The organism is Serratia plymuthica NBRC 102599 (assembly GCF_001590925.1).
GTDB lineage: Bacteria > Pseudomonadota > Gammaproteobacteria > Enterobacterales > Enterobacteriaceae > Serratia > Serratia plymuthica.
The window spans coordinates 87,163-112,059 of record NZ_BCTU01000021.1 but is presented as its reverse complement, the minus strand read 5'-3'; the positions used below and the strand labels follow the sequence as shown (position 1 = coordinate 112,059).

21 protein-coding genes and 1 tRNA gene are annotated in these 24,897 nt (G+C 58.6%); 11 read left to right on the top strand and 11 right to left on the bottom strand.

Annotation, left to right across the window (positions count from 1 at the left end; translation table 11 throughout):
- Positions 1–96 precede the first annotated feature (96 nt).
- A complete protein-coding gene (locus tag SPL01S_RS14985) occupies positions 97–1,395 on the bottom strand; it encodes an MFS transporter (RefSeq protein WP_063200936.1) in 1,299 nt (432 codons plus the stop codon).
- A 385-nt stretch (positions 1,396–1,780) separates the two neighbouring features.
- Between SPL01S_RS14985 and uxaC the strand changes: the two genes are divergently transcribed.
- From uxaC to SPL01S_RS14970, 3 genes are all read left to right on the top strand, one after another.
- On the top strand, positions 1,781–3,193 hold the full coding sequence (gene uxaC / locus SPL01S_RS14980) for a glucuronate isomerase (RefSeq protein ID WP_004948418.1): 1,413 nt from the start codon (positions 1,781–1,783) through the stop codon (positions 3,191–3,193).
- Between the two features lie 20 nt (positions 3,194–3,213).
- Entirely contained in the window at positions 3,214–4,704 is a 1,491-nt protein-coding gene (locus SPL01S_RS14975; protein ID WP_063200933.1) for a UxaA family hydrolase, read from the top strand.
- Positions 4,705–4,778: 74 nt separating this feature from the next.
- The gene (locus SPL01S_RS14970; RefSeq protein ID WP_063200930.1) at positions 4,779–5,336 is read left to right on the top strand and encodes a YgjV family protein; all 558 of its coding nucleotides are present in this window, start codon (positions 4,779–4,781) and stop codon (positions 5,334–5,336) included.
- A 4-nt stretch (positions 5,337–5,340) separates the two neighbouring features.
- Here the strand turns inward: SPL01S_RS14970 and sstT are convergent, their stop codons facing one another.
- The 5 genes from sstT to SPL01S_RS14945 form a co-directional block, all read right to left on the bottom strand.
- On the bottom strand, positions 5,341–6,576 hold the full coding sequence (sstT, locus tag SPL01S_RS14965; RefSeq protein WP_063200927.1) for a serine/threonine transporter SstT: 1,236 nt from the start codon (positions 6,574–6,576) through the stop codon (positions 5,341–5,343).
- Positions 6,577–6,844: 268 nt separating this feature from the next.
- Positions 6,845–7,819 carry a TerC family protein gene (locus SPL01S_RS14960; protein WP_063200925.1) on the bottom strand — a complete coding sequence of 325 codons (975 nt, stop codon included), beginning with the start codon at positions 7,817–7,819 and terminating at the stop codon, positions 6,845–6,847.
- Between the two features lie 257 nt (positions 7,820–8,076).
- Positions 8,077–8,808, bottom strand: coding sequence for a glutamine amidotransferase (locus tag SPL01S_RS14955; RefSeq protein ID WP_062868800.1), 732 nt, complete (start codon positions 8,806–8,808; stop codon positions 8,077–8,079).
- A 1-nt stretch (position 8,809) separates the two neighbouring features.
- Positions 8,810–9,790 carry a Gfo/Idh/MocA family protein gene (locus SPL01S_RS14950; protein ID WP_063200923.1) on the bottom strand — a complete coding sequence of 327 codons (981 nt, stop codon included), beginning with the start codon at positions 9,788–9,790 and terminating at the stop codon, positions 8,810–8,812.
- 99 nt (positions 9,791–9,889) lie between these two features.
- Entirely contained in the window at positions 9,890–10,396 is a 507-nt protein-coding gene (locus SPL01S_RS14945) for a M48 metallopeptidase family protein (protein WP_004948389.1), read from the bottom strand.
- 149 nt (positions 10,397–10,545) lie between these two features.
- Between SPL01S_RS14945 and rlmG the strand changes: the two genes are divergently transcribed.
- Positions 10,546–11,685, top strand: a complete 1,140-nt coding sequence (rlmG, locus tag SPL01S_RS14940) for a 23S rRNA (guanine(1835)-N(2))-methyltransferase RlmG (protein WP_004948388.1) — start codon at positions 10,546–10,548, stop codon at positions 11,683–11,685.
- 42 nt (positions 11,686–11,727) lie between these two features.
- On the opposite strand, the gene SPL01S_RS14935 is transcribed toward rlmG, so the two are convergent.
- On the bottom strand, positions 11,728–13,749 hold the full coding sequence (locus SPL01S_RS14935; protein ID WP_063200921.1) for an oxidoreductase: 2,022 nt from the start codon (positions 13,747–13,749) through the stop codon (positions 11,728–11,730).
- A 302-nt stretch (positions 13,750–14,051) separates the two neighbouring features.
- Between SPL01S_RS14935 and SPL01S_RS14930 the strand changes: the two genes are divergently transcribed.
- A complete protein-coding gene (locus SPL01S_RS14930; RefSeq protein ID WP_063200918.1) occupies positions 14,052–15,671 on the top strand; it encodes an ABC-F family ATP-binding cassette domain-containing protein in 1,620 nt (539 codons plus the stop codon).
- On the opposite strand, the gene pdxR is transcribed toward SPL01S_RS14930, so the two are convergent.
- Positions 15,658–17,127, bottom strand: coding sequence for a MocR-like pyridoxine biosynthesis transcription factor PdxR (gene pdxR, locus SPL01S_RS14925; RefSeq protein ID WP_063200915.1), 1,470 nt, complete (start codon positions 17,125–17,127; stop codon positions 15,658–15,660). The genes SPL01S_RS14930 and pdxR overlap by 14 nt on opposite strands.
- 121 nt (positions 17,128–17,248) lie before the next feature.
- Here pdxR and SPL01S_RS14920 point away from each other — a divergent pair, with 121 nt between their 5' ends.
- The 3 genes from SPL01S_RS14920 to SPL01S_RS14910 are packed head-to-tail and all read left to right on the top strand — an operon-like array spanning position 17,249 to position 21,285.
- Complete coding sequence (locus SPL01S_RS14920) at positions 17,249–18,514, top strand: 4-aminobutyrate--2-oxoglutarate transaminase (protein ID WP_063200912.1); 1,266 nt, start codon at positions 17,249–17,251, stop codon at positions 18,512–18,514.
- Between the two features lie 13 nt (positions 18,515–18,527).
- A complete protein-coding gene (locus SPL01S_RS14915) occupies positions 18,528–19,982 on the top strand; it encodes an NAD-dependent succinate-semialdehyde dehydrogenase (RefSeq protein WP_004948371.1) in 1,455 nt (484 codons plus the stop codon).
- Between the two features lie 58 nt (positions 19,983–20,040).
- Positions 20,041–21,285 (top strand): aromatic amino acid transport family protein, encoded by a 1,245-nt coding sequence (locus SPL01S_RS14910; RefSeq protein WP_063200909.1) that lies wholly within the window; start codon positions 20,041–20,043, stop codon positions 21,283–21,285.
- 68 nt (positions 21,286–21,353) lie between these two features.
- Here the strand turns inward: SPL01S_RS14910 and yfcF are convergent, their stop codons facing one another.
- The gene (yfcF, locus tag SPL01S_RS14905; protein ID WP_063200906.1) at positions 21,354–21,992 is read right to left on the bottom strand and encodes a glutathione transferase; all 639 of its coding nucleotides are present in this window, start codon (positions 21,990–21,992) and stop codon (positions 21,354–21,356) included.
- Between the two features lie 171 nt (positions 21,993–22,163).
- Between yfcF and SPL01S_RS14900 the strand changes: the two genes are divergently transcribed.
- Entirely contained in the window at positions 22,164–22,880 is a 717-nt protein-coding gene (locus SPL01S_RS14900; protein WP_063200903.1) for an HPP family protein, read from the top strand.
- A 348-nt stretch (positions 22,881–23,228) separates the two neighbouring features.
- A complete protein-coding gene (locus tag SPL01S_RS14895) occupies positions 23,229–23,693 on the top strand; it encodes a Fic/DOC family protein (protein WP_232245968.1) in 465 nt (154 codons plus the stop codon).
- Here the strand turns inward: SPL01S_RS14895 and SPL01S_RS25485 are convergent.
- Together SPL01S_RS25485 and SPL01S_RS14890 are read right to left on the bottom strand one after the other, a co-directional pair.
- A complete protein-coding gene (locus tag SPL01S_RS25485) occupies positions 23,690–23,848 on the bottom strand; it encodes a hypothetical protein (protein ID WP_111738525.1) in 159 nt (52 codons plus the stop codon). The genes SPL01S_RS14895 and SPL01S_RS25485 overlap by 4 nt on opposite strands.
- 307 nt (positions 23,849–24,155) lie before the next feature.
- Positions 24,156–24,232: transfer RNA gene (locus SPL01S_RS14890), tRNA-Ile, on the bottom strand.
- Between the two features lie 148 nt (positions 24,233–24,380).
- Here SPL01S_RS14890 and mug point away from each other — a divergent pair.
- A complete protein-coding gene (mug, locus tag SPL01S_RS14885) occupies positions 24,381–24,869 on the top strand; it encodes a G/U mismatch-specific DNA glycosylase (protein WP_004948359.1) in 489 nt (162 codons plus the stop codon).
- Positions 24,870–24,897: the final 28 nt, after the last annotated feature.

The window sequence follows — 24,897 nt, the reverse complement described above, 5'->3', positions numbered from 1 at the left end:
GTAAGAAGGGGCGTGGCCGTCGGATTTGTTATACCACTTATTCGGCAGGGCTGCCAGTGGCCGCAGGGGACGCCCGGCGCGTGGCCGGGCGGGGGGTTAACTGCGCGCCGGGACAGGCTGTGGAGCCTCTTCCGTGGGGGATAAGGCCGGCCGGTTTTGCAGGACGGTCCAGATAACGATGGCGCCGAGAATATCGAATACCGACAGCGCGGCGAACAGCGGGCTGAAGCCCAGGGTATCTGCCAAGGCGCCGACCACCAGAGCAAACAGGGTGCTGGCGGTCCAGGCCGCCATGCCGGTCAGGCCGTTGGCGGTCGCGACCTCGTTACGGCCAAATACGTCTGAAGACAGGGTGATCAACGCACCGGACAGCGCCTGGTGAGCAAAGCCTCCGACGCACAGCAGCGCGATGGCGGCATAAGGGCTGGTGAACAGGCCGATCATACCGGGGCCAATCATCAGCACCGCGCCCATCGTGACCACCAGCTTGCGTGAAACGATCAGGTTCACCTTGAAGTGTTTCTGGAAAAACGGCGGCAGATACCCGCCGACGATGCAGCCGAGATCGGCGAACAGCATTGGCATCCAGGCAAACATGGCGATCTCTTTCAGGTTAAAGCCATAGGCTTTGAACATGAATAACGGGATCCAGGCGTTGAAGGTGCCCCAGGCCGGTTCTGCCAGAAAACGTGGCAGCGCGATGCCCCAGAACTGGCGGTTGCGCACGATCTGCCAGGCGGACATTTTCTTGGCGTTGCCGGTCTGGTGTTGCGGTTCCTGGCCCTCAAGGATGTAATCCCGCTCTTCCTGGCTGAGTTTCTTTTGATCTTTCGGGTGCTTGTAGAAGATCAGCCAGCAGATGGCCCAGATTAGACTCAGCACGCCGGTAATGATAAACGCCATTTCCCAGCTGTGGGCGACGATGGCCCAGACGACCAGCGGCGGCGCGATCATCCCGCCGATCGACGAACCCACATTAAAGTACCCTACGGCGATGGAACGCTCTTTGGCCGGGAACCACTCGCTGCTGGCCTTCAGGCCGGCGGGGATCATTGCCGCCTCGGCCATGCCCACGGCGCCGCGCGCCAGCGCCAGCCCGCCCCAACTGTTAGCCAGCGCAGTCCCCATGCAAAACAGCGCCCACAAGACGGCGAACATGGCATAGCCTACCTTGGTGCCCAAGACGTCCAGCACGTAGCCCGCCACCGGTTGCATCACGGTATAGCAGGCGGAATAAGCGGCGACGATATAAGAATACTGCTGCGTGGTGATATGCAAGGTGCCTTCCAGCGTCGGCGCTGCCACGGCAATGGCGTTGCGGGTCAGGTAACCCAGCACGGTGCCGATGGTCACCAACCCAATCATGTACCAGCGTAACCCTTTAATTTTACGCATCCGAAATATCTCCCAGTCTTGAATAGGCGCAGCCGAGGTGGCGGCGTGTAGGGGTGTGATTCCTTTTCGTTGATCTGCATCGGCCCTTCCATCACCGACGCATTCCCAACGCACCAGCGACGGGGTGGCGAGACAATAACTTGTCATACAGATTCAAAAGTTGAGTGATATCACAAAAGCCAAGATTCAATGGGGCAATACGCTTTGGCCGGTAATTACGTGATTAAGGCCGTCTTTTGCTGCGAAATTACGCGTTAATTGCCTTTTTAAAGGGAAAAAGGCCGCAGGCTGGGGTAAGATTTTGCTGGACGCTTCATGGAATTGGTGTGATAACTTTGTCGTATTGAACACTGTGCCGAACGGTCAGCAAGGTGAGGAGCCTGATATGGCGACGTTTTTAAACGAAGATTTTTTGTTGGGCAGCGAATTTGCCCGGCGTTTGTATCACGACTATGCGGCGGATCAGCCGATCTTTGACTACCACTGTCATTTGCCGCCGGAACAGATCGCCGAGAATACCCGCTTCAAAAACTTATATGACATCTGGTTAAAGGGCGATCACTACAAATGGCGGGCGATGCGCACCAACGGCGTGGCCGAACGTCTGTGCACCGGCGATGCCGGCGACCGCGAGAAGTTTGACGCCTGGGCCGCCACAGTGCCACATACCATTGGCAACCCGCTGTATCACTGGACTCATCTCGAACTGCGCCGTCCGTTCGGCATCACCGGCACGCTGCTTTCCCCGGCGACGGCGGACGATATCTGGCATCGCGGTAACGCGCTGTTGGCGCAGGACGATTTCAGGGCGCGTGGCATCATGCAGCAGATGAAGGTGAAAATGGTCGGCACCACCGACGATCCGATCGACGATCTGCGCCACCATAAAGCGATTGCCGCCGACGACAGTTTCGATATCAAGGTGCTGCCAAGCTGGCGACCGGATAAGGCGTTCAATATCGATGCGCCGGGCTTTAACGATTACCTGAAAAAGCTGGAGGCGGCCGCGGATATCAGTATCAGCCGCTTCACTTCGCTGTGCGACGCGCTGAAAAAACGCATGGACCACTTCGCCGCTCACGGCTGCAAAGTGGCCGACCATGCGCTGGACGTGGTGGTGTATGGCGAAGCTAACGAAGCCGAGCTGGACGCCATTCTGGCCCAGCGCCTGAGCGGCAAGCTGCCTGGGCCGGAGCAAAGCGCCCAGTTCAAAAGCGCAGTGCTGCTGTTCCTGGCCGCTGAATATCAACGCCGTGAATGGGTGCAGCAGTATCACATCGGCGCATTGCGCAATAACAACAGCCGGATGCTGGCAAGCGTTGGCCCGGATATCGGCTTCGACTCCATTAACGACCGGCCGCTGGCGGAGCCGCTTTCCCGCCTGCTGGATGCTCAATCCCGGCAGGGAGGATTACCGAAAACCATTCTGTATTGCCTCAACCCGCGCGATAACGAAGTGATCGGCACCATGGTGGGTAATTTCCAGGGTGAGGGCACGCCAGGCAAAATGCAGTTTGGTTCAGGCTGGTGGTTCAACGATCAGAAAGACGGCATGCAACGCCAGATGACGCAGCTGGCACAGCTTGGCCTGCTGAGCCGTTTTGTCGGCATGCTGACCGACAGCCGCAGCTTCTTGTCGTATACCCGCCATGAATATTTCCGTCGCATTCTCTGCCAGATGATAGGTCGCTGGGTGGAGGAGGGGGAAGCGCCGGCGGATATCGCGCTGCTCGGTGAGATGGTGAAAAACATCTGCTTCGACAATGCCAAAAACTATTTCGCCATTGAACTGGCGTAGCCGCTGCCCGAGGTTGGTTTATGCAAAGCATCGTAAAAATTCATTCGCAGGATAATGTGGCGGTGGCGCTGCGCGATCTGGCCGACGGCGAAACGCTGGTGCTGGAAGCGCTGACTATTCGGCTTTCGCAGCCGGTGGCGCGTGGGCACAAGTTTGCGCTGCAGCCGATCACAGCCGGCGAGGCGATCATCAAGTACGGGCTGCCGATCGGCCATGCGCTGGTCGCCATAGCGCCGGGCGTGCACATCCACTCGCAAAATGCCAAAACCAACCTGAGCGATCTGGACAGCTATCAGTACCAGCCGGAATTTCCCGCGCTGCCGCCGCAGGCTGCTGATCGTGAAGTACAGCTCTATCGCCGCAGCAGCGGCGAAGTGGGGATCCGCAACGAACTGTGGATCGTGCCGACCGTCGGTTGCGTCAACGGCATTGCCCGGCAGATCCAGCAGCGTTTTCTGAAGGAAACTCAGGATGCACAGGGGATCGATGGCGTACATCTGTTCAGCCATCCGTTCGGCTGTTCGCAATTGGGGCAGGATCATGAAAACACCCGTACGATGCTGCAAAATATGGTGCGCCATCCGAATGCCGGCGCGGTGCTGGTGATTGGCCTGGGGTGCGAGAACAATCAGGTAGATGTTTTCCGCAGCACGCTCGGGCCGACGGATGAGCAGCGGGTGCGCTTTATGGTGTGCCAGCAGCAGGACGATGAGGTGGAAGCCGGGCTGGAGCAACTGCATGAGTTGTACCGGGCCATGCGCGACGATCGTCGCCAACCGGGCAAATTGAGCGAGTTGAAGTTCGGCCTGGAGTGCGGCGGATCGGACGGGCTGTCCGGCATCACGGCCAACCCGTTGCTGGGGCGGTTTTCCGATTATGTGATCGCCAACGGCGGCACCACGGTGCTGACCGAGGTGCCGGAGATGTTTGGCGCAGAACGGATCCTGATGAGCCGCTGCCGCGATCGGGCGACCTTCGAGAAAACCGTCAGCATGGTCAACGATTTCAAACAGTATTTTATCGCCCATAACCAGCCGATTTATGAAAACCCTTCGCCGGGCAACAAGGCGGGCGGCATTACCACTTTGGAAGAAAAATCCCTTGGTTGCACGCAGAAAGCCGGACAGAGCCGGGTAGTGGACGTGCTCAAATACGGCGAGCGGCTGCGGCAGCCAGGGTTAAACCTGCTCAGCGCACCCGGCAATGACGCAGTGGCGACCAGCGCGCTGGCCGGCGCCGGCTGCCATATGGTGTTGTTCAGTACCGGGCGTGGCACGCCCTACGGTGGCTTTGTTCCCACGGTAAAACTGGCGACCAACAGCGAACTGGCGGCGAAAAAACCGCACTGGATCGATTTCGATGCCGGGCAATTGATCCACGGCACGCCGATGGATCGCCTGCTGGAACAGTTTGTCGATCTGATCGTGGCGATCGCCGATGGCAAAGCGGCGCGCAACGAAGCGAACGATTTCCGCGAGTTGGCGATTTTTAAAAGTGGGGTGACATTGTAAAGCACCGGCAGCGGGAGTAACATAAAACAGCGTTTCACTTTTAACGCTATTGTCTCCCGCTTCAGGATCCCCTAATGACGTTTTATTGGTTTGCCCAAGCCGTGGGCGTACTGGCTTTTCTGGTAGGCATCACCAGTTTTTTCAATCGCGACGACCAGCGTTTCAAGCTGCAACTGTCAGGATACAGCCTGATTATCGGCATCCACTTCTTCCTGATGGGGGCGAGCGCCGCCGGCAGCAGCGCGTTGCTCAGCGCCTGCCGCAACCTGGTTTCAATGCGCACTCGCAGCCTGTGGGTGATGTGGCTGTTTATCAGTTTGACGCTGACCATCGGCCTGACGCACTTCCAACATCCCATCGAACTGTTGCCGATCTTCGGTACTTCAATCAGCACCTGGGCACTGTTTCGCACCCGCGGGCTGACGACCCGTTGCGTGATGTGGTGTTCCACCGCCTGCTGGGTTACGCATAACATCTGGCTCGGGTCGATAGGCGGTTCGCTGATAGAAGGCAGCTTCCTGCTGATGAACGGCTTCAACATTATCCGTTTTCGTCGCCTGCAACTGCGCGGCATCGATCCTTTTGCGGTAGAAAAAAAGGCGCCCATTGGGTGCCTTGCTGACGATCGTTAACCGCTTAACGCACGTTCAACGGGTCTTCATCCGCCAGACGTTGATCTTCCGCCTGGCAGGCCGCGGCGGTGAACAGCACGTCGGTGGATGAGTTCAGTGCGGTCTCTGCGGAGTCCTGCAGCACGCCGATGATAAAGCCCACCGCCACGACCTGCATGGCGATATCGTTCGGGATGCCGAACATGTTGCACGCCAGTGGGATCAGCAACAACGAACCGCCGGCCACGCCGGAAGCGCCGCAGGCGCAGATCGCCGCCACCACGCTCAGCAGCAGCGCGGTCGGGACGTCAACCGGAATGCCCAGAGTGTGCACCGCCGCCAGCGTCAGCACGGTAATGGTGATCGCCGCGCCGGCCATATTGATGGTTACGCCCAACGGGATAGAAACCGAGTAGGTGTCTTCGTTCAGATTCAGCTTTTTGCACAACTCCATATTCACCGGAATGTTGGCGGCCGAGCTGCGGGTGAAGAACGCGGTCACGCCGCTTTCACGCAGGCAGGCGAACACCAGAGGATAAGGGTTGCGGCGGATTTTCCAGTAAACGATCAGCGGGTTCAGCACCAGCGCGACCAGCAGCATACAGCCGATCAACACCATCAGCAGTTGCGCATAGCCCCACAGCGCACCGAAGCCGGTTTCCGCCAACGTCGAAGCCACCAGACCGAAGATGCCGAGCGGCGCACAGCGGATCACCGCGCGCACCACCAAGGTGACCGCATGCGACATGTCGTTAATCAGCGATTTGGTGGTTTCTGAAGCGTGGCGCAGCGCCAGCCCCAGGCCAATCGCCCAGGCCAGGATGCCGATATAGTTGGCGTTAATCAGCGCGTGGAACGGGTTGGCGACCACGCTCATCAACAGGCTTTTCAGCACTTCAACAATGCCGCCCGGCGGGTTGATGTCCGCATTGCCGGCAACCAGCGCCAGATTGGACGGGAACATAAAGCTGACCACCACCGCCACCAGCGCCGCAGCGAAAGTCCCCAGCAGATAGAGGAACAGGATCGGGCGAATATTGGTTTTCTGCCCGTGCTTGTGGTTGGCGATTGAGGCCATCACCAGTACCAATACCAATACTGGAGCCACCGCTTTCAACGCGCCGACAAACAGCGCGCCAAGCAGCCCGACGGCGGAGGCTGCCGCCGGTGAAACCAACGCCACGATAATACCGGCTACCAGGCCGACCATAATTTGCTTAACCAGGCTGCCCTGTGTGATCCGTTTTAACAGTTTTTGCATAGTGCTTTTCTTCCCGGTGAGGTTGCGCACAGACTGACTGCCTCGACAGGAACGCTGCCGGGCAATTTTTATTTCTATCTGTAACTAAGTATGTTTGCCAAATCAGTATTCAGTAAACAAAGGGGGTTGGAAAGGGGAGGAAGTGAAATTCTGAGGGTGGATCAACTCTTGATAACATACTGGTTACATTTGTGTGATCGCAATAACGTTTGGCGTTTTGGACGAATTGCCAAACAATCGCGGGGCGGCTAGCGCCCCGGATAACAGATTATGGTGCTTTATTCGCCAGGCGATCGTTGCGGCGGTTAACCCAGGCATTGATCAGCAGCGTTAATGTCAGAATACCGGCTACCACGCCGAGCGAAACGCCGATCGGGATATGGAAGAAGTCGATAATCAGCATCTTGACGCCGATAAACATCAGGATGATCGACAGACCGTATTTCAGCATCGAGAAGCGCTCCGCCACGTTGGCCAGCAGGAAATACATGGCGCGCAGGCCCATGATGGCAAACAGGTTAGAGGTCAGGACGATAAACGGATCGGTGGTGACGGCAAAGATGGCCGGAATGCTGTCGACTGCGAAAATCACGTCGCTCAGCTCCACCAGGATCAACACCAGCACCAGCGGCGTAGCGAACAGCAGCCCGTTGCGGCGCACGAAGAAACGTTCGCCTTCCAGGTTGTCGGTCATGCGCAGATGGCTGCGCAGCCACCTTACCAAGGGTTTGTCGCCGATCGCCGAATCGTCTTCCTTCGCCAGTGCCATCTTGATGCCGGTGAACAGCAGGAAGGCACCGAACAGATACAGCAGCCACTGGAACTGGGTCACCAGCCAGCTACCGGCGAAGATCATGATGGTACGCAGCACGATCGCGCCCAATACACCGAAAATCAGCACGCGTCGTTGGAGGTTAGCCGGTATGGCAAAGTAGCTGAACAGCATCAGCCAGACGAAAACGTTATCGACCGCTAGCGCTTTTTCGATCAGGTAACCGGTGAGGAAGGCGAGCGCCTGCGTATCGGCGACGGCGCGCCCGGCGGTTTGGTTCAGGTAGTACCAGAAACCCAGGTTGAACAGCAGGGAAAGGCTGACCCACACCAGCGACCAACTGGCGGCCTGCTTCAGCGTCATGGTGTGCGCGCCTTTGCGGCCTTGCAGCAGTAAGTCGATTGCGAGCATCACAACTATGATGGCGGCGAAACTGCCCCATAACCAAGGTGTGCCAACGGTATTCATCATCAGAGATATCCTTCAAAAACAAAAACGGCCAACGTCGGAAGACGCTAGCCGCTCTGTGAACGCTGCAAGCAAACCTCGCCTTCCGGCAAGGTCTCACTTACAACGTTGATGAAGGTGCACCTGCAGTGCCCGTCACATCATGTTGCCCGGTAACCGGATGCTTGCGCATCGTAATGACGATTAACCGGCAATGAAGTTACTCCCCTTTGCACCGCAGAAAGTAATGCAAAATGTGTCAGCGGTCAACGTTTATCACGCTAGCCGGCCAGGGCCTTCTGCGCGCCGAGGCTGACGACGAAACCTTGCAGCAATAACCGACTAAAGGGCGTATCGCTAACCTGCTGTTGCTTAAGCCGATACTGCGCCTGCTGCTCGGGGTAAAGTTCGCCGAGCCAGCTCAGGTATTGATGCATCACCGCGCCGTTAAATTCCGGATGGAACTGGGTGGTCAGTACGTGATCGCCATAACTGAGGATCTGGCAGGCGTCCTGCTGTGAACGCGCCAGCACCTTCGCGCCCACAGGCGGCGTCAGTACGCTCTGCGAGTGGATCAGATTGGCCTTGAAATGCGGCGGCAGCATCGCCAGACGTCGATCGTTGGCGGCGGCGGGCAGCAGTTCAATATCCAGCGTACCGACCTCCATGCCTTGCGGGTGATAGCCCACTTCACCGCCGAGCGCATAGGCCAGCAGTTGGTGACCGTAGCAGGCGCCGAAAATCGGCAGCTTGATCTGCATCGCCTGACGCAGCCACTCGGCGGCCTGCTCGCTCCACGGCAATTGTTCGGTGACCATCGCCGCCGACCCGGTAATCACCACGCCGGCGTAGTTTTGCGGAGCCGGCAGCGGTTCGCCTGAAGGAAGATGCACGATCTGCACGCGATCGGCGGCGATGTTGCCCTGTTGCAGGAACATCCCGTCGAAATTGCCTTTATCACGACGTATTGCCTCCGGCGCATCGCCGGTTTGCATCAACAATAGCGGTTTCATGTCATTCTCCGTCGGCAGGGAATACTACGCCGGTCTGGCGGCGGATTTCGGTCAGCAACTGGGCGACGATCAGCGAGTTTTCCAACCCTGGATGTTCCACCTGCCGTTTTTCAACCAGGTCGGCGAAGACTTGCGCCTCATACAGCATGGTATTGATATGCTGCGGTTGAGTCAGGTCCTGACGGTTGCCACCGCGCGGCGTCAGCGCCACACCCTGACACTCCGAGATTTTATCAATGACCAGCGTGCCTTCTTCACCCTGGATCTCGCTCGGAATATCCGAGTTGCTGACCTTGGAATGCGAAATGGTTACGTCAAAATCCCCGTAGTTGAGGCAGGCGGTTCCATGCGCATCAACGCCGGTGTCCAGCAGCGCGGCGCTGGCGATCACGGATTTTGGTGCGCCAAACAGCGCCACGGCACTGGCCAGGCAATAGTAACCAATGTCCATGATAGAGCCATTGGAGAACTGCGGGTTAAAGGTGTTTGGGTTCTCGCCGGCCAGATAGCGTGGATAGCGCGAAGAGTATTGGCAGTAGTTGATAAAGGCTTTGCGCAGCCGGCCGATTTTCGGCAGCGCCTGTTTCAGGGCCAGGAAGTTCGGCAGGTGGGCGCTTTTGAAGGCTTCGAACAGCGCCACCTGGTTTTCCCGCGCGCAGGCGACCAGTCGTTCCGCTTCGCGCAGGGTGGAGGCCAGCGGCTTTTCGCAAATCACGTGTTTTTTATGGCTAAGGAACAGCAGCGATTGCTGACAATGCAGGGAATTGGGGCTGGCGATGTAAACCGCATCGATGGCGTCGGATTGGGCCAGCGCCTCCAGGGAATCGAAAAACAGACTGACGTTATAGTTGGCGCCAAACGCCTGCGCCTGCTCGAGCTTGCGCGAATAGATGGCGGTCAGTTTCAGCTTGCCGCTTTCATGTGCGGCGTCGATAAAGCGTTCCGTAATCCAGTTGGTGCCAACGACGGCAAAGCGAATCATAGATATCTCCGGTTCCCAAGCCCTATACCCTATGAACTCAAGTGCTGCATAGGGTAGAAAGAATCAGATTATCACGGCAATTACCGAAGGCGAATCCTGCTATGCATACAGATCGCCAAATACGGAGAGGTGGGTCAGGTACAGCCGGGTGTCGAATTCCAACTGATGGTAATTCGGCTCCATATGGCAGCAAAGGCTGTAGAAGGCCTTGTTGTGATCCTTCTCTTTCAGGTGCGCCAGCTCATGCACCACGATCATGCGCAGAAACGGCTCCGGCGCCAGCTTGAACACCGTCGCCACGCGGATTTCCGCCTTGGCCTTCAGCTTGCCCCCCTGCACGCGTGAAATGGCGGTGTGCATGCCAAGCGCGTGTTTCATCACCTGGATTTTACCGTCGTAGGCCACTTTGCTCAGCGGCTGGGCGTTGCGCAGATACTGGTTTTTCAGATCGACGGTATACTGATAAAGCGACTTGTCGGTGGTGCAATCATGCACCTGCGGATAGCGCTGCAACAGCACATCCCCCAGCCGCTGCTGGTCGATCAACTGCTGCACCTGGCTTTGCAGATGTTCAGGGTAACCCTGCAGGTAAGTCAGTTCGGACATCATCTTCCCGTATTGGCGGCAATTCAGCGGGCTATTCTATGACGTTTTTTCGCGCAAAGCCCGCAAAGGGCAATTTATCCGAAAAAACATTTTACTGATGGACGTTTTTAGGGGATAAACAGCCCAAATTTTATCAGTCAGGAGGGGCAATGAGCCAACTCGATCTGGGAACACAGCAACTTGAGCTGGAGCGTTATCCCCAACAGGAAGAATCCACCCAATTGCAGGCGTGGGAAGCGGCAGACGAATATTTGCTGCAACAGCTTGAAAATGTAGACATTGGCGGTCGTCCGGTGCTGATTTTCAACGACAACTTCGGCACGCTGGCCTGTGCGCTGCACGGCCATCAGCCCTACAGCATCAGCGATTCCTACATGAGTCAGCTGGCTACGCGCCATAACCTGAAGCTCAATGAGCTGGATCCGGAGCAGGTTACGCTGCTGGACAGCCTCGCCGAACTGCCTGCATCACCGGCAGTGGTGTTGATCCGCATTCCCAAGGCGCTGGCGCTGCTGGAACAGCAACTGCGTTCGCTGCGCAACGTGGTGGCGCCGGACACGGTGATCATCGCCGGAGCCAAGGCACGCGATGTGCATACTTCAACCATGCAGTTGTTTGAAAAGGTACTGGGGCCGACGCGCACCAGCCTGGCGTGGAAAAAAGCGCGCCTGATCCACTGCGAAGTGGCGGACATCGTGCCACCGGCGGCACCGGAAACCACCAACTGGACGCTGGACGGCACCGATTGGCTGATCCACAACCATGCCAACGTGTTCTCACGCGGCAGCCTGGATATTGGCGCTCGTCTGTTCCTGGAAAATCTGCCGCACGATCTGGACGGTCACATTGTCGATCTCGGCTGCGGTAACGGCGTTATTGGCCTGGCCGCGCTGGTGCAGAACCCGCAAGCGCAGATGAGCTTTGTCGATGAGTCCTATATGGCGGTGGCGTCCAGCGAGTTGAACGTGGAGCACAACCTGCCGCAGGAGCTGGATCGCTGTCAGTTTGAAGTGAATAACTCGTTGGCGGGGATTGAGCGTGAAAGCGTGCAGGCGGTACTGTGCAACCCACCGTTCCACCAGCAGCATGCGATCACCGATCATACTGCCTGGCAGATGTTCTGCGACGCCAAGCGTTGCCTGCAGGTGGGCGGCGAGCTGCGCATCGTCGGCAACCGTCATCTGGATTATCACCAGAAGCTGAAGCGTCTGTTTGGTAACTGCACCCTTGTGGCATCCAACAAGAAATTTGTGATCCTGAAAGCGGTGAAATCCGGCGCACGCTATTGAGTAACCGGGGGCGCAATGCATGCGCCCCTTAAGGGGTATTTATTACAGCGCCATCGCCAGCCGCGTGCCCTGATCGATTGCGCGGCGGGCGTCCAGCTCGGCGGCAACATCCGCACCGCCAATCAAATGCACGGTTTTTCCCATCGCCAGCAGCGGCTGCTGCAGTTCGCGGCGTGGCTCCTGCCCGGCGCAGATAATCACCGTATCCACCGGCAGACAGCTTTCCTGCTCTGCGCGCGAGATGTGCAATCCCTCCTCATCAATACGTTGATAGTTCACGCTGTTGAGCATCTTGACGCCGCGCATCAATAGGCTGGCGCGGTGGATCCAACCGGTGGTTTTCCCCAGCCCTTCACCCACCTTGCTGGTTTTGCGCTGCAGCAGATAGATTTGCCGCGGCCCGCGTTCCGCCACCGGCCCTTGCGCCGCCAACCCGCCGCGTTGGCTGAGCTGGCCATCGATACCCCATTCACGGTTAAATTCTGCCTGATCCAGGCTGCTCGACACGCCGTGCTGGCTGAGGTACTCGGCGGTGTCGAAGCCGATGCCGCCGGCGCCGATAATCGCCACCCGTTGGCCGACCGGCTTTTTGTCGCGCAATACGTCCAGGTAGGTCAGCACCTTGGCGTTATCAATCCCTGGAATTGCCGGCGTGCGCGGCACAATGCCGCAGGCGAGGATCACTTCGTCGAATTCCGCCAGATCGGCGGCTTCTACCTGCGTACCCAGTTTCACCGTCACCTCAAGCAATGCCAGCTGGCGGCGGAAGTAGCGCAGGGTTTCGTGGAATTCTTCTTTACCGGGGATCTGTTTGGCGATATTGAACTGCCCGCCAATCTGATCGGCGGCATCGAACAGCGTCACCCGGTGGCCGCGGCTGGCGGCGGTGGTGGCAAACGCCAATCCGGCCGGCCCGGCGCCGATCACCGCCAACTTTTTCGGTTTTTCGGCCATGGTCAGCGGCATTTCGGTTTCGCGGCAGGCGCGCGGGTTCACCAGGCAGGAGGTGAGCTTGCCTTCAAAAATCTGATCGAGACAGGCCTGATTGCAGCCAATGCAGGTGTTTATCTCGTCGGCGCGTCCTTCGGCGGCTTTTTGCACAAAAGCGGCATCGGCCAGGAACGGGCGGGCCATCGACACCATGTCGGCGCAGCCGTCCGCCAGCACTTGTTCTGCAACCGCCGGGTCATTGATGCGGTTGGTGGTGATCAGCGGAATGCGTACTTTGCCCATCAGCTTGCGGGTCACCCAACTGAAACCGGCGCGCGGCACCATGGTGGCGATAGTCGGGATCCGTGCCTCATGCCAGCCGATGCCGGTGTTGATCAGGGTCGCACCCGCCTGTTCTATCGCCAGCGCCAGCTGTTCGATCTCCTGCCAGCTGGAGCCGTCTTCCACCAGATCGAGCATCGACAGGCGGTAAATCAAAATGAACTCGCGGCCAACCGCCTGACGCACCGCCCGAACGATCTCCACGGCAAAACGCATGCGGTTGCTGAAACTGCCTCCCCATGTGTCCTCGCGCTGGTTGGTGCGCGCCACCAGGAATTGGTTGATCAAATAGCCTTCGGAACCCATCACTTCTACGCCGTCGTAACCGGCCTGCTGCGCCAGCAGCGCACAGTGGGAGAAGTCGGCGATGGTCTGTTCTATCTCCGCCTCGCTCAGCGCGGTCGGGGCGAAAGGGTTGATCGGCGCCTGCAGCGCGGACGGCGCCACCGGCTGCGGTTGATAGCTGTAGCGGCCGGCATGCAGGATCTGCAACGCAATTTTGCCCCCGGCCTGGTGGACGGCATCGGTGACGATCCGGTGATGATCGACCTGATCCCGGCGGCTGAGAGTGGAACCGCCGCGATACACTACGCCTTTTTCATTGGGGGCGATGCCGCCGGTCACGATCAGCGCCACGCCGGCCGCCGCGCGTTCGGCATAGAAAGCGGCCATGCGTTCCGGGCCATCGGGAAGTTCTTCCAGGCCGGTGTGCATCGATCCCATCAGCACCCGGTTTTTCAGGGTGGTGAAACCGAGATCCAGCGGCGCCAGCAGGTGCGGGTAATTGCTCATTGCAGTCTCCATCGCGTCTTTCATCGTTATTATTATGTGCGACCCAAGTGGTCGGATGAGATAAATCTAGCCGTTGTCAGTGCCGTTGGGAATTTGCGTTGCGCTGAATGTGATAGATGTCATGAATCTTTGTGGTTGTTTGCCTAGTAGACAAGTTATCGGGTAACCTTTGTCTGCGGCATGTCCATGCCTTCTCTGCGGAGCCATAACCGAAAATGAACAAACACGCCTGTTGATATCTTGTCCCATGCTGAGCACGCCAGTGCCGGATGGGGATGTTTTGATTTCATTCAGGAGTGCTTATGGCTCATTTTGCGCAATCCCCTTATTTTGTTTTACACCAACTGACCTGCCAGTTTGCTGACGGCGAAACGCTGTTCGGCCCGCTGGATCTCACTTTCGATCAACAACACTGTGGCCTGGTTGGGCGTAACGGCGTCGGCAAAACCCGTCTGCTGCGCCTGATCGCCGGCCTGGATCAACCGGGGAGCGGACATGTGGAAACGCATGCTTCTCTGGCCTATGTGGCTCAACAGCCGGAGATCGCAGCGCAGATCACGCTGGCGCAGCTGCTGGGTTATGGCGAGGTGTTTGCCGCGCTGGCCCGCATTGAGCAGGGGCGCCCGTTGGCGGACGATATCGATCGCCTGGAAGGGCAGTGGGATCTGATCGATCGTCTGCACGCCGCCTTCGCTGCCGCCGGATTACCTGAGTTCGATCCGCTGCGACCGGCCGGGTCCCTGAGCGGCGGGGAGCGAATGCGTGCGGCGCTGTGTGGCGCGATGCTGGGCGGTGCGGATTGCTTGCTGCTGGATGAACCGACCAACCACCTTGATGCCGACGGGCGCGACTGGCTGTACCGGCAGTTGGCGCAGTGGCGCGGCGGGCTGCTGGTTGCCAGCCACGATCGACAACTGCTGGCGCGTATGGCGCGCATCGTTGAGCTGACGCCCGATGGGCTGCACAGCTACGGCGGCAACTACGATGACTATCGCCGGCAGCGCGATTTGGAGCGGCAGGCGGCGCGAGCAGGCTGGGAACATGCGCGGCAGGAACGCAAACGCACTCGTGCCCGGCAGCAGAAAGAGCACGACATCAGCCAGCGGCGCTCAGCCCAAACGCTGAAAACCGTCGATACGCTGAATATCGCCTCTTTCGAACGCGTGGCCTACAAAGCGGCGGCCAAAGAGAGTCTCGGCACGCTGCGCAAACAGCATCAGGACCAAAAAGGCAGTCTCGATGCCGCCGTGCGCGAGGCATACCAGCGGGTGGAAGAAGACAGCCCGGTGATGTTGACCCTGCCAGGCAGCGCGGTGATGGCGGGCAAGCAGGTGTTGGTGCTCGAGCAACTGCAACTGCCTTTTGTCAGTGCGCCGCCGCTGGATATGCGCATCGACGGACCCATGCGCGTAGCGCTGACTGGCCCGAACGGCTGCGGAAAATCCACGTTGCTGAAGGTGATCCTCGGCCAGGTGGTGGCGGTGTCCGGCCACGTTCACTGCCCGCTGCCAATGGCTTACCTCGATCAAACCCTGTCGCAGTTCGATTCGCGGTTATCGGTGATGGCGCTGCTGGGGTTGCAGGATTCTCCGCTGGCCGAGGGGGCGTTGCGCACCCAGCTGGCGCAGTTGCAACTCGGTGCGGAACGGATCAGGTTACCGTTGGCGGCGCTGAGCGGCGGAGAAAGGCTGAAGGCGGCGCTGGCCTGTGCGCTGTGGCGTAAGGAGCCAGCGCAATTGCTGTTGCTGGACGAGCCGACCAACCATTTGGATCTGGCTTCGTCACTGGCCATCGAGGCCGCGCTGGCGGAGTTTCCCGGTGCGATGCTGGTGGTCTCGCACGATGAAGACTTCCTGCGGGCGCTGAAACTGACTCATCGCCTGCATTGGCAGGACGGGAGCTGGCAGTTCAGGGCGCTGTAATGCATTGCAGCAGCAGGGTAAAGGCGGCGGCCATCTGTTCCTCCGGCACGCAGGCGAAGCCCATCAGCAAGCCGCGGCGGTGGTTGGGCAGCATGTAGTAACGCGACAGTGGCCGCACCAGCACGCCACGTGCGCTGGCGGCGGCGGCGATCGCCACGTCGTCGGCTTCGTCCGGCAGGTTCAGGATCAGGTGCAGCCCGGCGTTGTTGTTGAATTCGCTCAACGCCTGCTTGCCCAGATGCTGCTCAATCAACGCGGTCAGAAACGCCCGCCGCCGGGCATACAGCAGCCGCATGCGGCGAATATGCGCGGTGTAGTGGCCTTCCTGAATAAACTGCGCCAGCGCGGTCTGGATCAGCAGGTGACCGCCGCGATACAGTTCGGCGTGCGCGGTTTTCAGCGCCGTCATCAAGGGTTTTGGCAGCACCACGTAACCCAGCCGCAGCGCCGGGTAGAGCGTCTTGCTGAAGGTGCCGATATAAATCACCGGCGCATCGGCTTCCAGCCCTTGCAGCGCCGGGATGGGCTGGCCGGAAAAGCGGAACTCGCTGTCGTAGTCGTCTTCGACAATCCAGCTGCCGCCGTTGCGCGCCAATGCCAGCAACCGCTGCCGCCGCGCCAGGCTCATCACCGATCCCAGCGGATACTGGTGCGATGGGGTGACGAAAATCAGCCGTGGCGCGTCGGTTGGCTGCTCCGGCGGCACCATGCCGGCCTCATCGACCCCCAGTGGGCAGATATTCACGTCGTTCATCCGCAGAATATTGCGGATCCCCCAATAGCCCGGTTCTTCAATCCACGCGTCGTCGCCCGGATTGCACAGCATGCGCGTCACCAGATCTATCGCCTGATGAATGCCTTCGGTAATCAAAATTTGCTCCGGCGAGCAGCGCACCGAGCGCGCCACGCGCAGATAGTCCACCAATGCATGCTGCAACTCCGGGCTGCCGCCCTGATTACTGTAGGTCAGCCGCTGTGGGACGGGGCGGCGGCTGATGCGCGCCTGGATCTTGCTGAACAGCTGGTGAGGAAAGGCGTTGACGTCGGGTACGCCGGGGATAAACGCGCCCCACTGTTTGGGGCTGGCGCTGGCGTGATGCAGCAGGGTGGAGCCCCGTGCCGACAGCTCAATGCGCCGTTGTTCTCCGTCACTGCCTGCGGGGGCGCTGACGGTAGATAAACAGCTGTCCGGCACGGTTTCGGCGACGAATGTGCCGCTGCCAGCGCGTGCCAAAACATAACCTTCCGCCAGAAGTTGTTCATAAACGGTTAATACGGTGTTGCGTGACAGCCTGAGTTCCTGCGCCAGATCGCGCGAGGCGGGCAGGCGGCTGGAGGGCGGCAAACTGCCGTCCAAAATGCTGGTGCGGATCGCGTTATACAGCCGCTTGTGCAGCTTATCATCGGGCTGTTCGCCGAGGCGCTGCAATAACAGGTCACCACTCAGTGAGCGCAATTGGATCCCTCAATTAATCGTAACTGGCACTCGATTATAGGGCCACATCCTGTGTAAATAAACGTCATTGTTTCACGAATGTGAACGAAACGTACAACGGACACCGACCGGAGAGAACAGCATGAAAAACGCAGAACTGAATCAACGTCGTCAGGATGCCACCCCACGCGGGATTGGCGTGATGTGCGGTTTTTACGCCGAGCGTGCGGAGAACGCCACGCTGTGGGACGTAGAAGGCAATGAGGTTATCGATTTCGCTTCCGGTATTGCTGTTCTGAATACCGGACACCGGCATCCGAAGGTGATCGCCGCCATTGAACGGCAACTGCAGGCCTTCACTCACACCGCTTACCAAATCGTTCCTTACGAAAGCTATGTCGCGTTGGCAGAGCGCATCAACCAGCGCGCACCGATCGAAGGCCCTTGTAAAACCGCGTTGTTCACCACCGGCGCAGAAGCAGTGGAAAACGCGGTCAAAATCGCCCGCGCCTATACCGGCCGGCCAGGCCTGATCACCTTTGGCGGCGGTTTCCATGGCCGTACTTACATGACCATGGCGCTGACCGGCAAAGTGGCGCCATACAAGCTGGGCTTCGGGCCCTTCCCCGGTTCGGTGTTCCACGGCCAGTATCCGAATGCGCTGTATGGCGTGACCACCGAAGACGCGATGAACAGCCTGGAGCGCATCTTTAAGGCGGATATCGATCCCAAACAAGTGGCCGCCATTGTGCTGGAACCGGTGCAGGGCGAGGGCGGTTTCAACATTGCGCCGGCCGATTTTATGCAGGCGCTGCGCGAACTGTGCGACCAGCACGGCATTTTGCTGATTGCCGACGAAGTGCAGACCGGTTTTGCCCGTACCGGCAAGCTGTTTGCCATGGAGCATTACGCGGTGAAACCGGATCTGATCACCATGGCGAAAAGCCTGGCGGGCGGTATGCCGCTGTCGGCGGTGGCCGGCCGTGCCGACGTGATGGACGCCCCGGCGCCGGGCGGGTTGGGCGGCACTTATGCCGGTAACCCGCTGGCGGTGGCTGCGGCACTTGCGGTGCTGGACGTGATTGACGAAGAACAGCTGTGCCAGCGTTCCCAACGTTTGGGCCAGCATTTGGTGGAAGTGCTGCAACAGGCGCGCAAAACCAGCCCGGCGATCGCGGATATTCGCGCGCAGGGTTCAATGGTGGCGGTGGAGTTCAAGGATCCGGCGACCGGCAAGCCTTCGGCGGAGATCACCCGTCAGGTACAGCAGAAGGCGCTGGAAGAGGGCCTGCTGCTGTTGAGCTGCGGTGTGAACGGCAACGTGATCCGATTCCTGTATCCGTTGACCATCCCTGAGGAGCAGTTCACCCAGGCGCTGGGCATTCTTTCCCGCGCGTTGGCCCAATAAGGAGTGACCGGCAATGAAACTGAATAATCCCGAGCTGCTGCGCAGCCAGTGTTTGATTAACGGTGAGTGGTGCGACGCCTTGAGCGGCCAGCGTGAAGCGGTCATCAACCCGGCGACCGGTGCTGAGCTGGCAAGCATTCCGTTGGTCAGCGAAGAAGAAACGCAGCAGGCGATTAACGCGGCGCAGTTGGCGCAGCAGGGCTGGAAACAGCTGACCGCCAAACAGCGCTCCGTGCTGTTGCTGGCCTGGGCCGACAAGGTGCTGGCGGCCCAGGAGGATTTGGCGCAACTGATGACCGCCGAGCAGGGTAAATCGCTGGCGGAAGCGCGCGGTGAAGTCGCCTATGCCGCTTCGTTTATTACCTGGTTCGCCGAAGAGGCCAAGCGTGTCGACGGTGCCGTGTTGCAGGCGCCGCTGGCCTCGCAGCGCCTGGTGGTAGTGAAACAGCCGATCGGCGTTTGCGCGGCGATCACGCCGTGGAACTTCCCGGCGGCGATGATCACCCGCAAGGTGGCGCCGGCGTTGGCTGCGGGCTGCGCGATGATCGTCAAACCGGCCGAACAGACGCCGCTGACCGCGTTGGCGTTGGCGAAGCTGGCGCAGGATGCCGGCATTCCGCCGGGCGTGTTGCAGGTGGTGACCGGCGACGCGGCGCAGGTGGGCAAGGTGCTGTGCGACAGCCCGGTGGTGCGCAAACTGAGCTTTACCGGTTCGACCGAGGTCGGCCGCATTCTGATGGCGCAGTGCGCGCCGACGATTAAAAAGCTGTCGCTGGAGCTGGGGGGCAACGCGCCGGTGATCGTTTTCGACGACGCCAATCTGGACGCGGCGGTGGCGGGCATCATGGCCTCCAAGTTCCGTAACAGCGGCCAGACCTGCGTCTGCGCCAACCGCATCTACGTGCAGGACGGCATCTATGACCGTTTGGTGGACAAGCTGGTGGCGGCGGTTGAGCAACTGAAGGTCGGTGACGGCAGCCATGAAGGCACCACCCAGGGGCCGCTGATCGATCAGGACGCGGTGGATAAAGTGCAGAGCCACATTGACGATGCGCTGATCAAAGGCGCGCAGATTGCTATCGGCGGGCAGCCGCACGAGCTGGGCCGTACCTTCTTCCAACCGACGGTGGTGACCGGCGTGACGCAAAAAATGCGCTTCGCCCGGGAAGAAACCTTTGGCCCGGTGGCGCCGCTGTTCCGTTTCCATGATGAGGCGGAAGCGATCGCCATGGCCAACGACACCGAATTCGGTCTGGCCGCTTATCTGTTTACGCAGAGTGCCTCGCGCCAGTGGCGAGTACCGGAAGCGCTGGAATACGGCATGGTCGGCATCAACACCGGGCTGATCTCCAATGAGGTCGCGCCGTTTGGCGGTGTGAAGCAGTCAGGACTCGGACGTGAAGGATCGCGTTACGGCATTGAAGAATATCTGGAGCTGAAATACCTGTGTATCGATGTGAGCTGTTAACCACCGGGAAATTAACCTGTCCCGGTGGCCGGAGCCGCCGGGCAACAAAGGATGCTGCATGTCTTCTGAAAACATCTCTATTTCTCCGGCGCTTGCCGCCGGGGTGCGAACGTCTGCACCCGCCAAATCACTGAGTTTCCTCGAAGGGGTGGCGATGATTGTCGGCACCAATATCGGCGCCGGCGTATTGTCCATCGCTTATGCCTCCAGCAAAGCCGGTTTTTTACCGCTGCTGTTCTGGCTGGTGCTGGTGGGGAGCCTGACCACCATCACCATGCTGTACGTCGCCGAATCCACCCTGCGTACCCGTGCCCACCTGCAATTAAGCGGGCTGGCGAAACGCTATGTCGGCGGTATTGGCGCCTGGCTGATGTTCGCTTCGGTGTGCGTCAACAGCGTCGGGGCGTTGACCGCGTACATGACCGGCAGCGGCAAGCTGCTGCAATCTCTGTTCGGTATCTCGCCGGCCATCGGCAGCCTGCTGTTTTTCGTTCCCGCTGCAGGGGTGTTGTACCTGGGGCTGAAGGCGATTGGCCGCGGCGAGAAATTTATCAGTATTGGCATGGTGGTGATGTTGACCGCGCTGGTGGCGGCCACACTGCTGAAAGACACCACCCAGATGCGCAACCTGCTGAACGGCGACTGGCGCTTTATGGTGCCGGTATTCAACGTGGTGGTGTTCTGCTTCTCGGCGCAGTACATAGTGCCGGAAATGGCGCGTGGCTTCTCGGATAAGCCGGAACAGCTGCCGAAGGCGATTATCGTCGGCATGGCGGTAACCTTCGTGCTGCTGGCGGCGGTGCCGATGTCGGTGATTGCCCTCAGCGGGCTGAATAATATCTCCGACGTGGCGACCATCTCTTGGGGGCAGGCTCTCGGGCAGTGGGCGTTCTTCTCCGCCAATATCTTTGCTCTGTGCGCGATGCTGACCTCTTACTGGGGCTTGGGCGGCAGCTTCCTGACCAATATTTTCGACAAATTCAGGCTGGGCAATGACGAGCAACCGCTGCGCCGTTTCGGCGTGCTGTTGCTGGTGGTGGTCCCCCCGTTCGCGCTGGCTTACAGCGGCCTGGTGTCGTTCGTTAACGCGCTGTATTTCGCTGGGGTGTTCAGTGGGGTGATCCTGTCGATTATGCCGATGCTGATCCTGCGAGGGGCGCGCAAGCACGGTGACCAAACGCCGCGCTGGCAGTGCAACTGGATCACCCATCCGCTGTTGCAGATCAGCATCGTGCTGCTGTATCTGGCCAGTGCGGTATACGCTATTGCGTCATTGTTAGGCTATCTGCCCTCTGGATGGTGACCTGCCTTCCTTCAGGAAGTGATGTTGTTTCTCAGTTGAGAACGGCGGCGTCGTGGCCGCCGATTTTTTTATTTTCCGCGCATTTGCTCCGGCAGCGCCAGCCAGGCCTGCACCGAAGGGCGTTGCCACTGTTTTTGCGCGTAGTGGCGCAGGTTCTCCGGCACGTCATCTCCGTTCATCACCAGCCGATTCAGCATCAACGCCAGGTCGGTATCGGCAATGCACCACTCCCTGAACAAATTATCCTGGCCGTGGCTCAGCAACTTTTCGACTGCGCCGATCAGTGTGTTGGCAGCGGCCCCGGCGGCGGCGGACAACGGCGGGAATTTTTCGTTGCCGAAAACCGCCTCGGTTGGCCGTTCGACGCGAATTGGCAACAGATCGCTGCGCAGCCAGGCTTGAATTTCACGCGCTTTGGCGCGTAGCTTGACGTCGCGCGGGTAGACCGCGTGAGCCGGATGGATATCCTCCAGATACTCGCTAATTGCCGAGGACTCGGACAGTTGGAACTCACCGATCACCAGCGTAGGCACCCGACGGGTTAGCGACAGTGCTGCATAGGCAGCGCCTTTATTTTCTTCCTGCGCCAAATCGACCGGTTTCACGGTGAAGGGGATGCTTTTCTCCGTCAGCACAATAAATGCGGACATGGCATAAGGGCTGAAAAATTGGCTGTCGGTATAGAGCTCGGCAATCGGTTGAGACATCGGCTTTTCCTCAAGGCTAAGGGGAGAACATTGATCATTACCGAGGGGTGGCGAAAAATCAATCTGTTAGCGGAAAGTTGTTGCCGGGTGCAGGCGGGGCTGCGGTTATTCCGCCGGGTATGATGTGATATATTTGTTGCTATTACGTTGAATTTGGCAGTGCGAAGTAACATGAAGAATCCGTTAGTAACAAGACTCAAGATCGGCTGCGCGCGCCTGTGGCCGCATCCGTTGGCCATGGGCAAAAAAGAGATTTTGCTTTCCAGCATCGGCGCCGGGCTGGGGTTGATGATTACCGGTTGGATCAGCCATTTTGTGTTGGGGGAGGTAAACCTGTGGTTTATCGCGCCGATGGGAGCCTCCGCCGTTTTGCTGTTTGGTGTACCGAACAGTCCGTTGGCGCAACCCTGGTCGATCGTGGGCGGCAATATGTCGGCTGCGCTGGTGGGGGTCAGCACCAGCCTGCTGATTGCCGATCCCGGGCTGGCTTGCGGCGTGGCGGCCGCAGTGGCCATTGGATTGATGTTCAAACTGCGTTGCCTGCATCCGCCCGGCGGCGCGGTGGCGCTGACTGCGATCCTCGGCGGGCCGGGCATTCACCAACTGGGTTACAGCTTTGTACTGTACCCGGTGCTGCTTAACTCGGTGTTGCTGGCGGTACTGGCGATTATCTTCAATAACCTGGCCGGGCGCCGTTACCCGCACCAACTGGCACCGGCCGAGACCAAGCCTGCCGGCTTGCCGATTGATGCGGTATCTATTACCCGGGCGGATCTGCATGAAGTGCTGATGCAGGGCGAGCTGTTTGACATCGACGAGGACGATTTGCAGGAGATCCTGCAACGAGCGGAGCAGGTTGCTCATCGGCGGCAGAACGGCGCAGCCTGACGATGTCGGCGATCGGCAAGACGACAACCGGTACACAAACCCCCTGTTTTAACCATACAGAATCACAGAACGTCGATCTGTGTGGTTTTGATTGTTAGTCGTTGAATCTGTCTTGTGTTTGTGACCTGAGTCACCCTATTACTTTGCGTGTAATTGGGGTGGAGTGATGGAAAAGATACTAGATTTACCTGCTGACCGCGAAGGCTTGTGGCGCAAATTAGGCCGGTATTGCCGCCGTGGGTATTTTACGTATATCCGCAGAAAGTCTTTGCGCTCGATGAGCCGGGAGCAACTGAATGACATTGGGCTGCGGCGTTGCGATGTGCATCAGGAGGGGCGGGATTCGCTTTGGCAGCGTTGAGTGAGGGCCATCTGGCTTTTGGACACATCAGCGGGTGGCATTGCCAATGGTTGGGGAATGTGTATGACTGGGCAGGGAGGCTGCGTAACGCTAACCTGGCTAAGGACGGCTTCCAGTTTGCCTCTGCTGACAGGATCCCGTTGCTGATCGCTGGTTTTGATAAGCAGTTTCTTTCCCGGTCTGGTGAGCTGAAATCCTTTGCTCACCTGGAACTGGTTCGCTATCTGGCTGAATGCCATGTGGAGTTTATTTTGATCCATCCATTCAGAGAAGGTAACGGGCGTCTGTCGCGGCTACTTTGCGATGTACTGTCGGTTCAGGCGGGAAAGGGCTTACTCGATTACAGCTTATGGGACGAGCATAAGGCGTTTTACTTTAAGGCAATTCAGGCTGGTGTCTCAGGGAACTACAGCCCCATGATGCAACTGGTGAGCGATATTTTGCCAGATTAACGGGCGAGACCAACGGCTTTGGCTTGGGCCTGATATTGTTTGAGTTGCTGCTCAATTTTTTGCACGGAAACGCCTGTCTCAATAGCGGTTGAGCTGGCAACTGAGCGGTAGATTTGAGCTTTGGTAATCTGACGATGTGCCGTTTTTTTTGTCATGCTGAAAGCCTCGTTGTTTAAGCTCTGATTCTAGTTCGGATAGGAATGGCCCGCAAGGCTGCTATCTGGCGGTAATTTACCAAGAGGAAACTTAGGTTTTTCACGGTATTAACTTTCAGAAGAGGAGCGCGAGCAGCACTTTCAAGCGGTGTGGTCTGACAGAAAAATGAACGATATTGTGGCGAAGCACTATCCGGGAATACTGGTAGCGAGCTTGAAGACGGTTGGAATGAATTCCTTGCCTGGCACGATTCGAATAAAAAGAAAAAGGAGCCAGATGATTTATCATCTCACTCCTTGTTTTGTTTGGTGGCCCCTACTGGACTTGAACCAGTGACCAAGCGATTATGAGTCGCGTGCTCTAACCAACTGAGCTAAGGGGCCAAGCGGCGAGATTATACGGTAATCCTCCGGTGCAGGTCTACTGTTTGCCGCCTGTATGTTGTTTTTCTGCGCAGTTGTAGTCTGTTGTAATTGCTGGCGGATTTTGCGATAACCGGTGTAAATCCCTTTTATCGGACCTCACAGACCCATGAATCTTTTGGCGCCAAACTTGCGGGTGGTGTTTTGTGGCATCAATCCCGGCCTTTCCTCCGCCCATCAGGGTTATCCCTTTGCCAATGGCAGCAACCGTTTCTGGAAGGTGCTGCATCAGGCCGGTTTCACCCAGCGTCAACTGGCCCCGGAGCAGTGGCAGCAGTTGCAGGATACCGGCTGCGGCATCACCGCTTTGGTGGCGCGCCCGACGGTCGCGGCCAGCGAAGTGACGCGTGAAGAGTTGCGCAGTGGCGGGGAGGCGTTAAAAGACAAAATTCTGCAATTCCAGCCGCGTGCATTGGCGGTTCTGGGCAAGCAGGCGTTCAGCAGCGCCTTTGGGGTGAAAAATGCACCCTGGGGGCGGCAGGAGATGACGATCGGCAAAACCGAGGTGTGGGTATTGCCTAATCCCAGCGGGCTGAACCGCGCCACGCTGGAGCAGCTTACCGAGAGCTACCGCGAGCTGTTCCTTGCGCTGGAGTGATTCCTCAGGATTTCAGGCAATAAAAAAC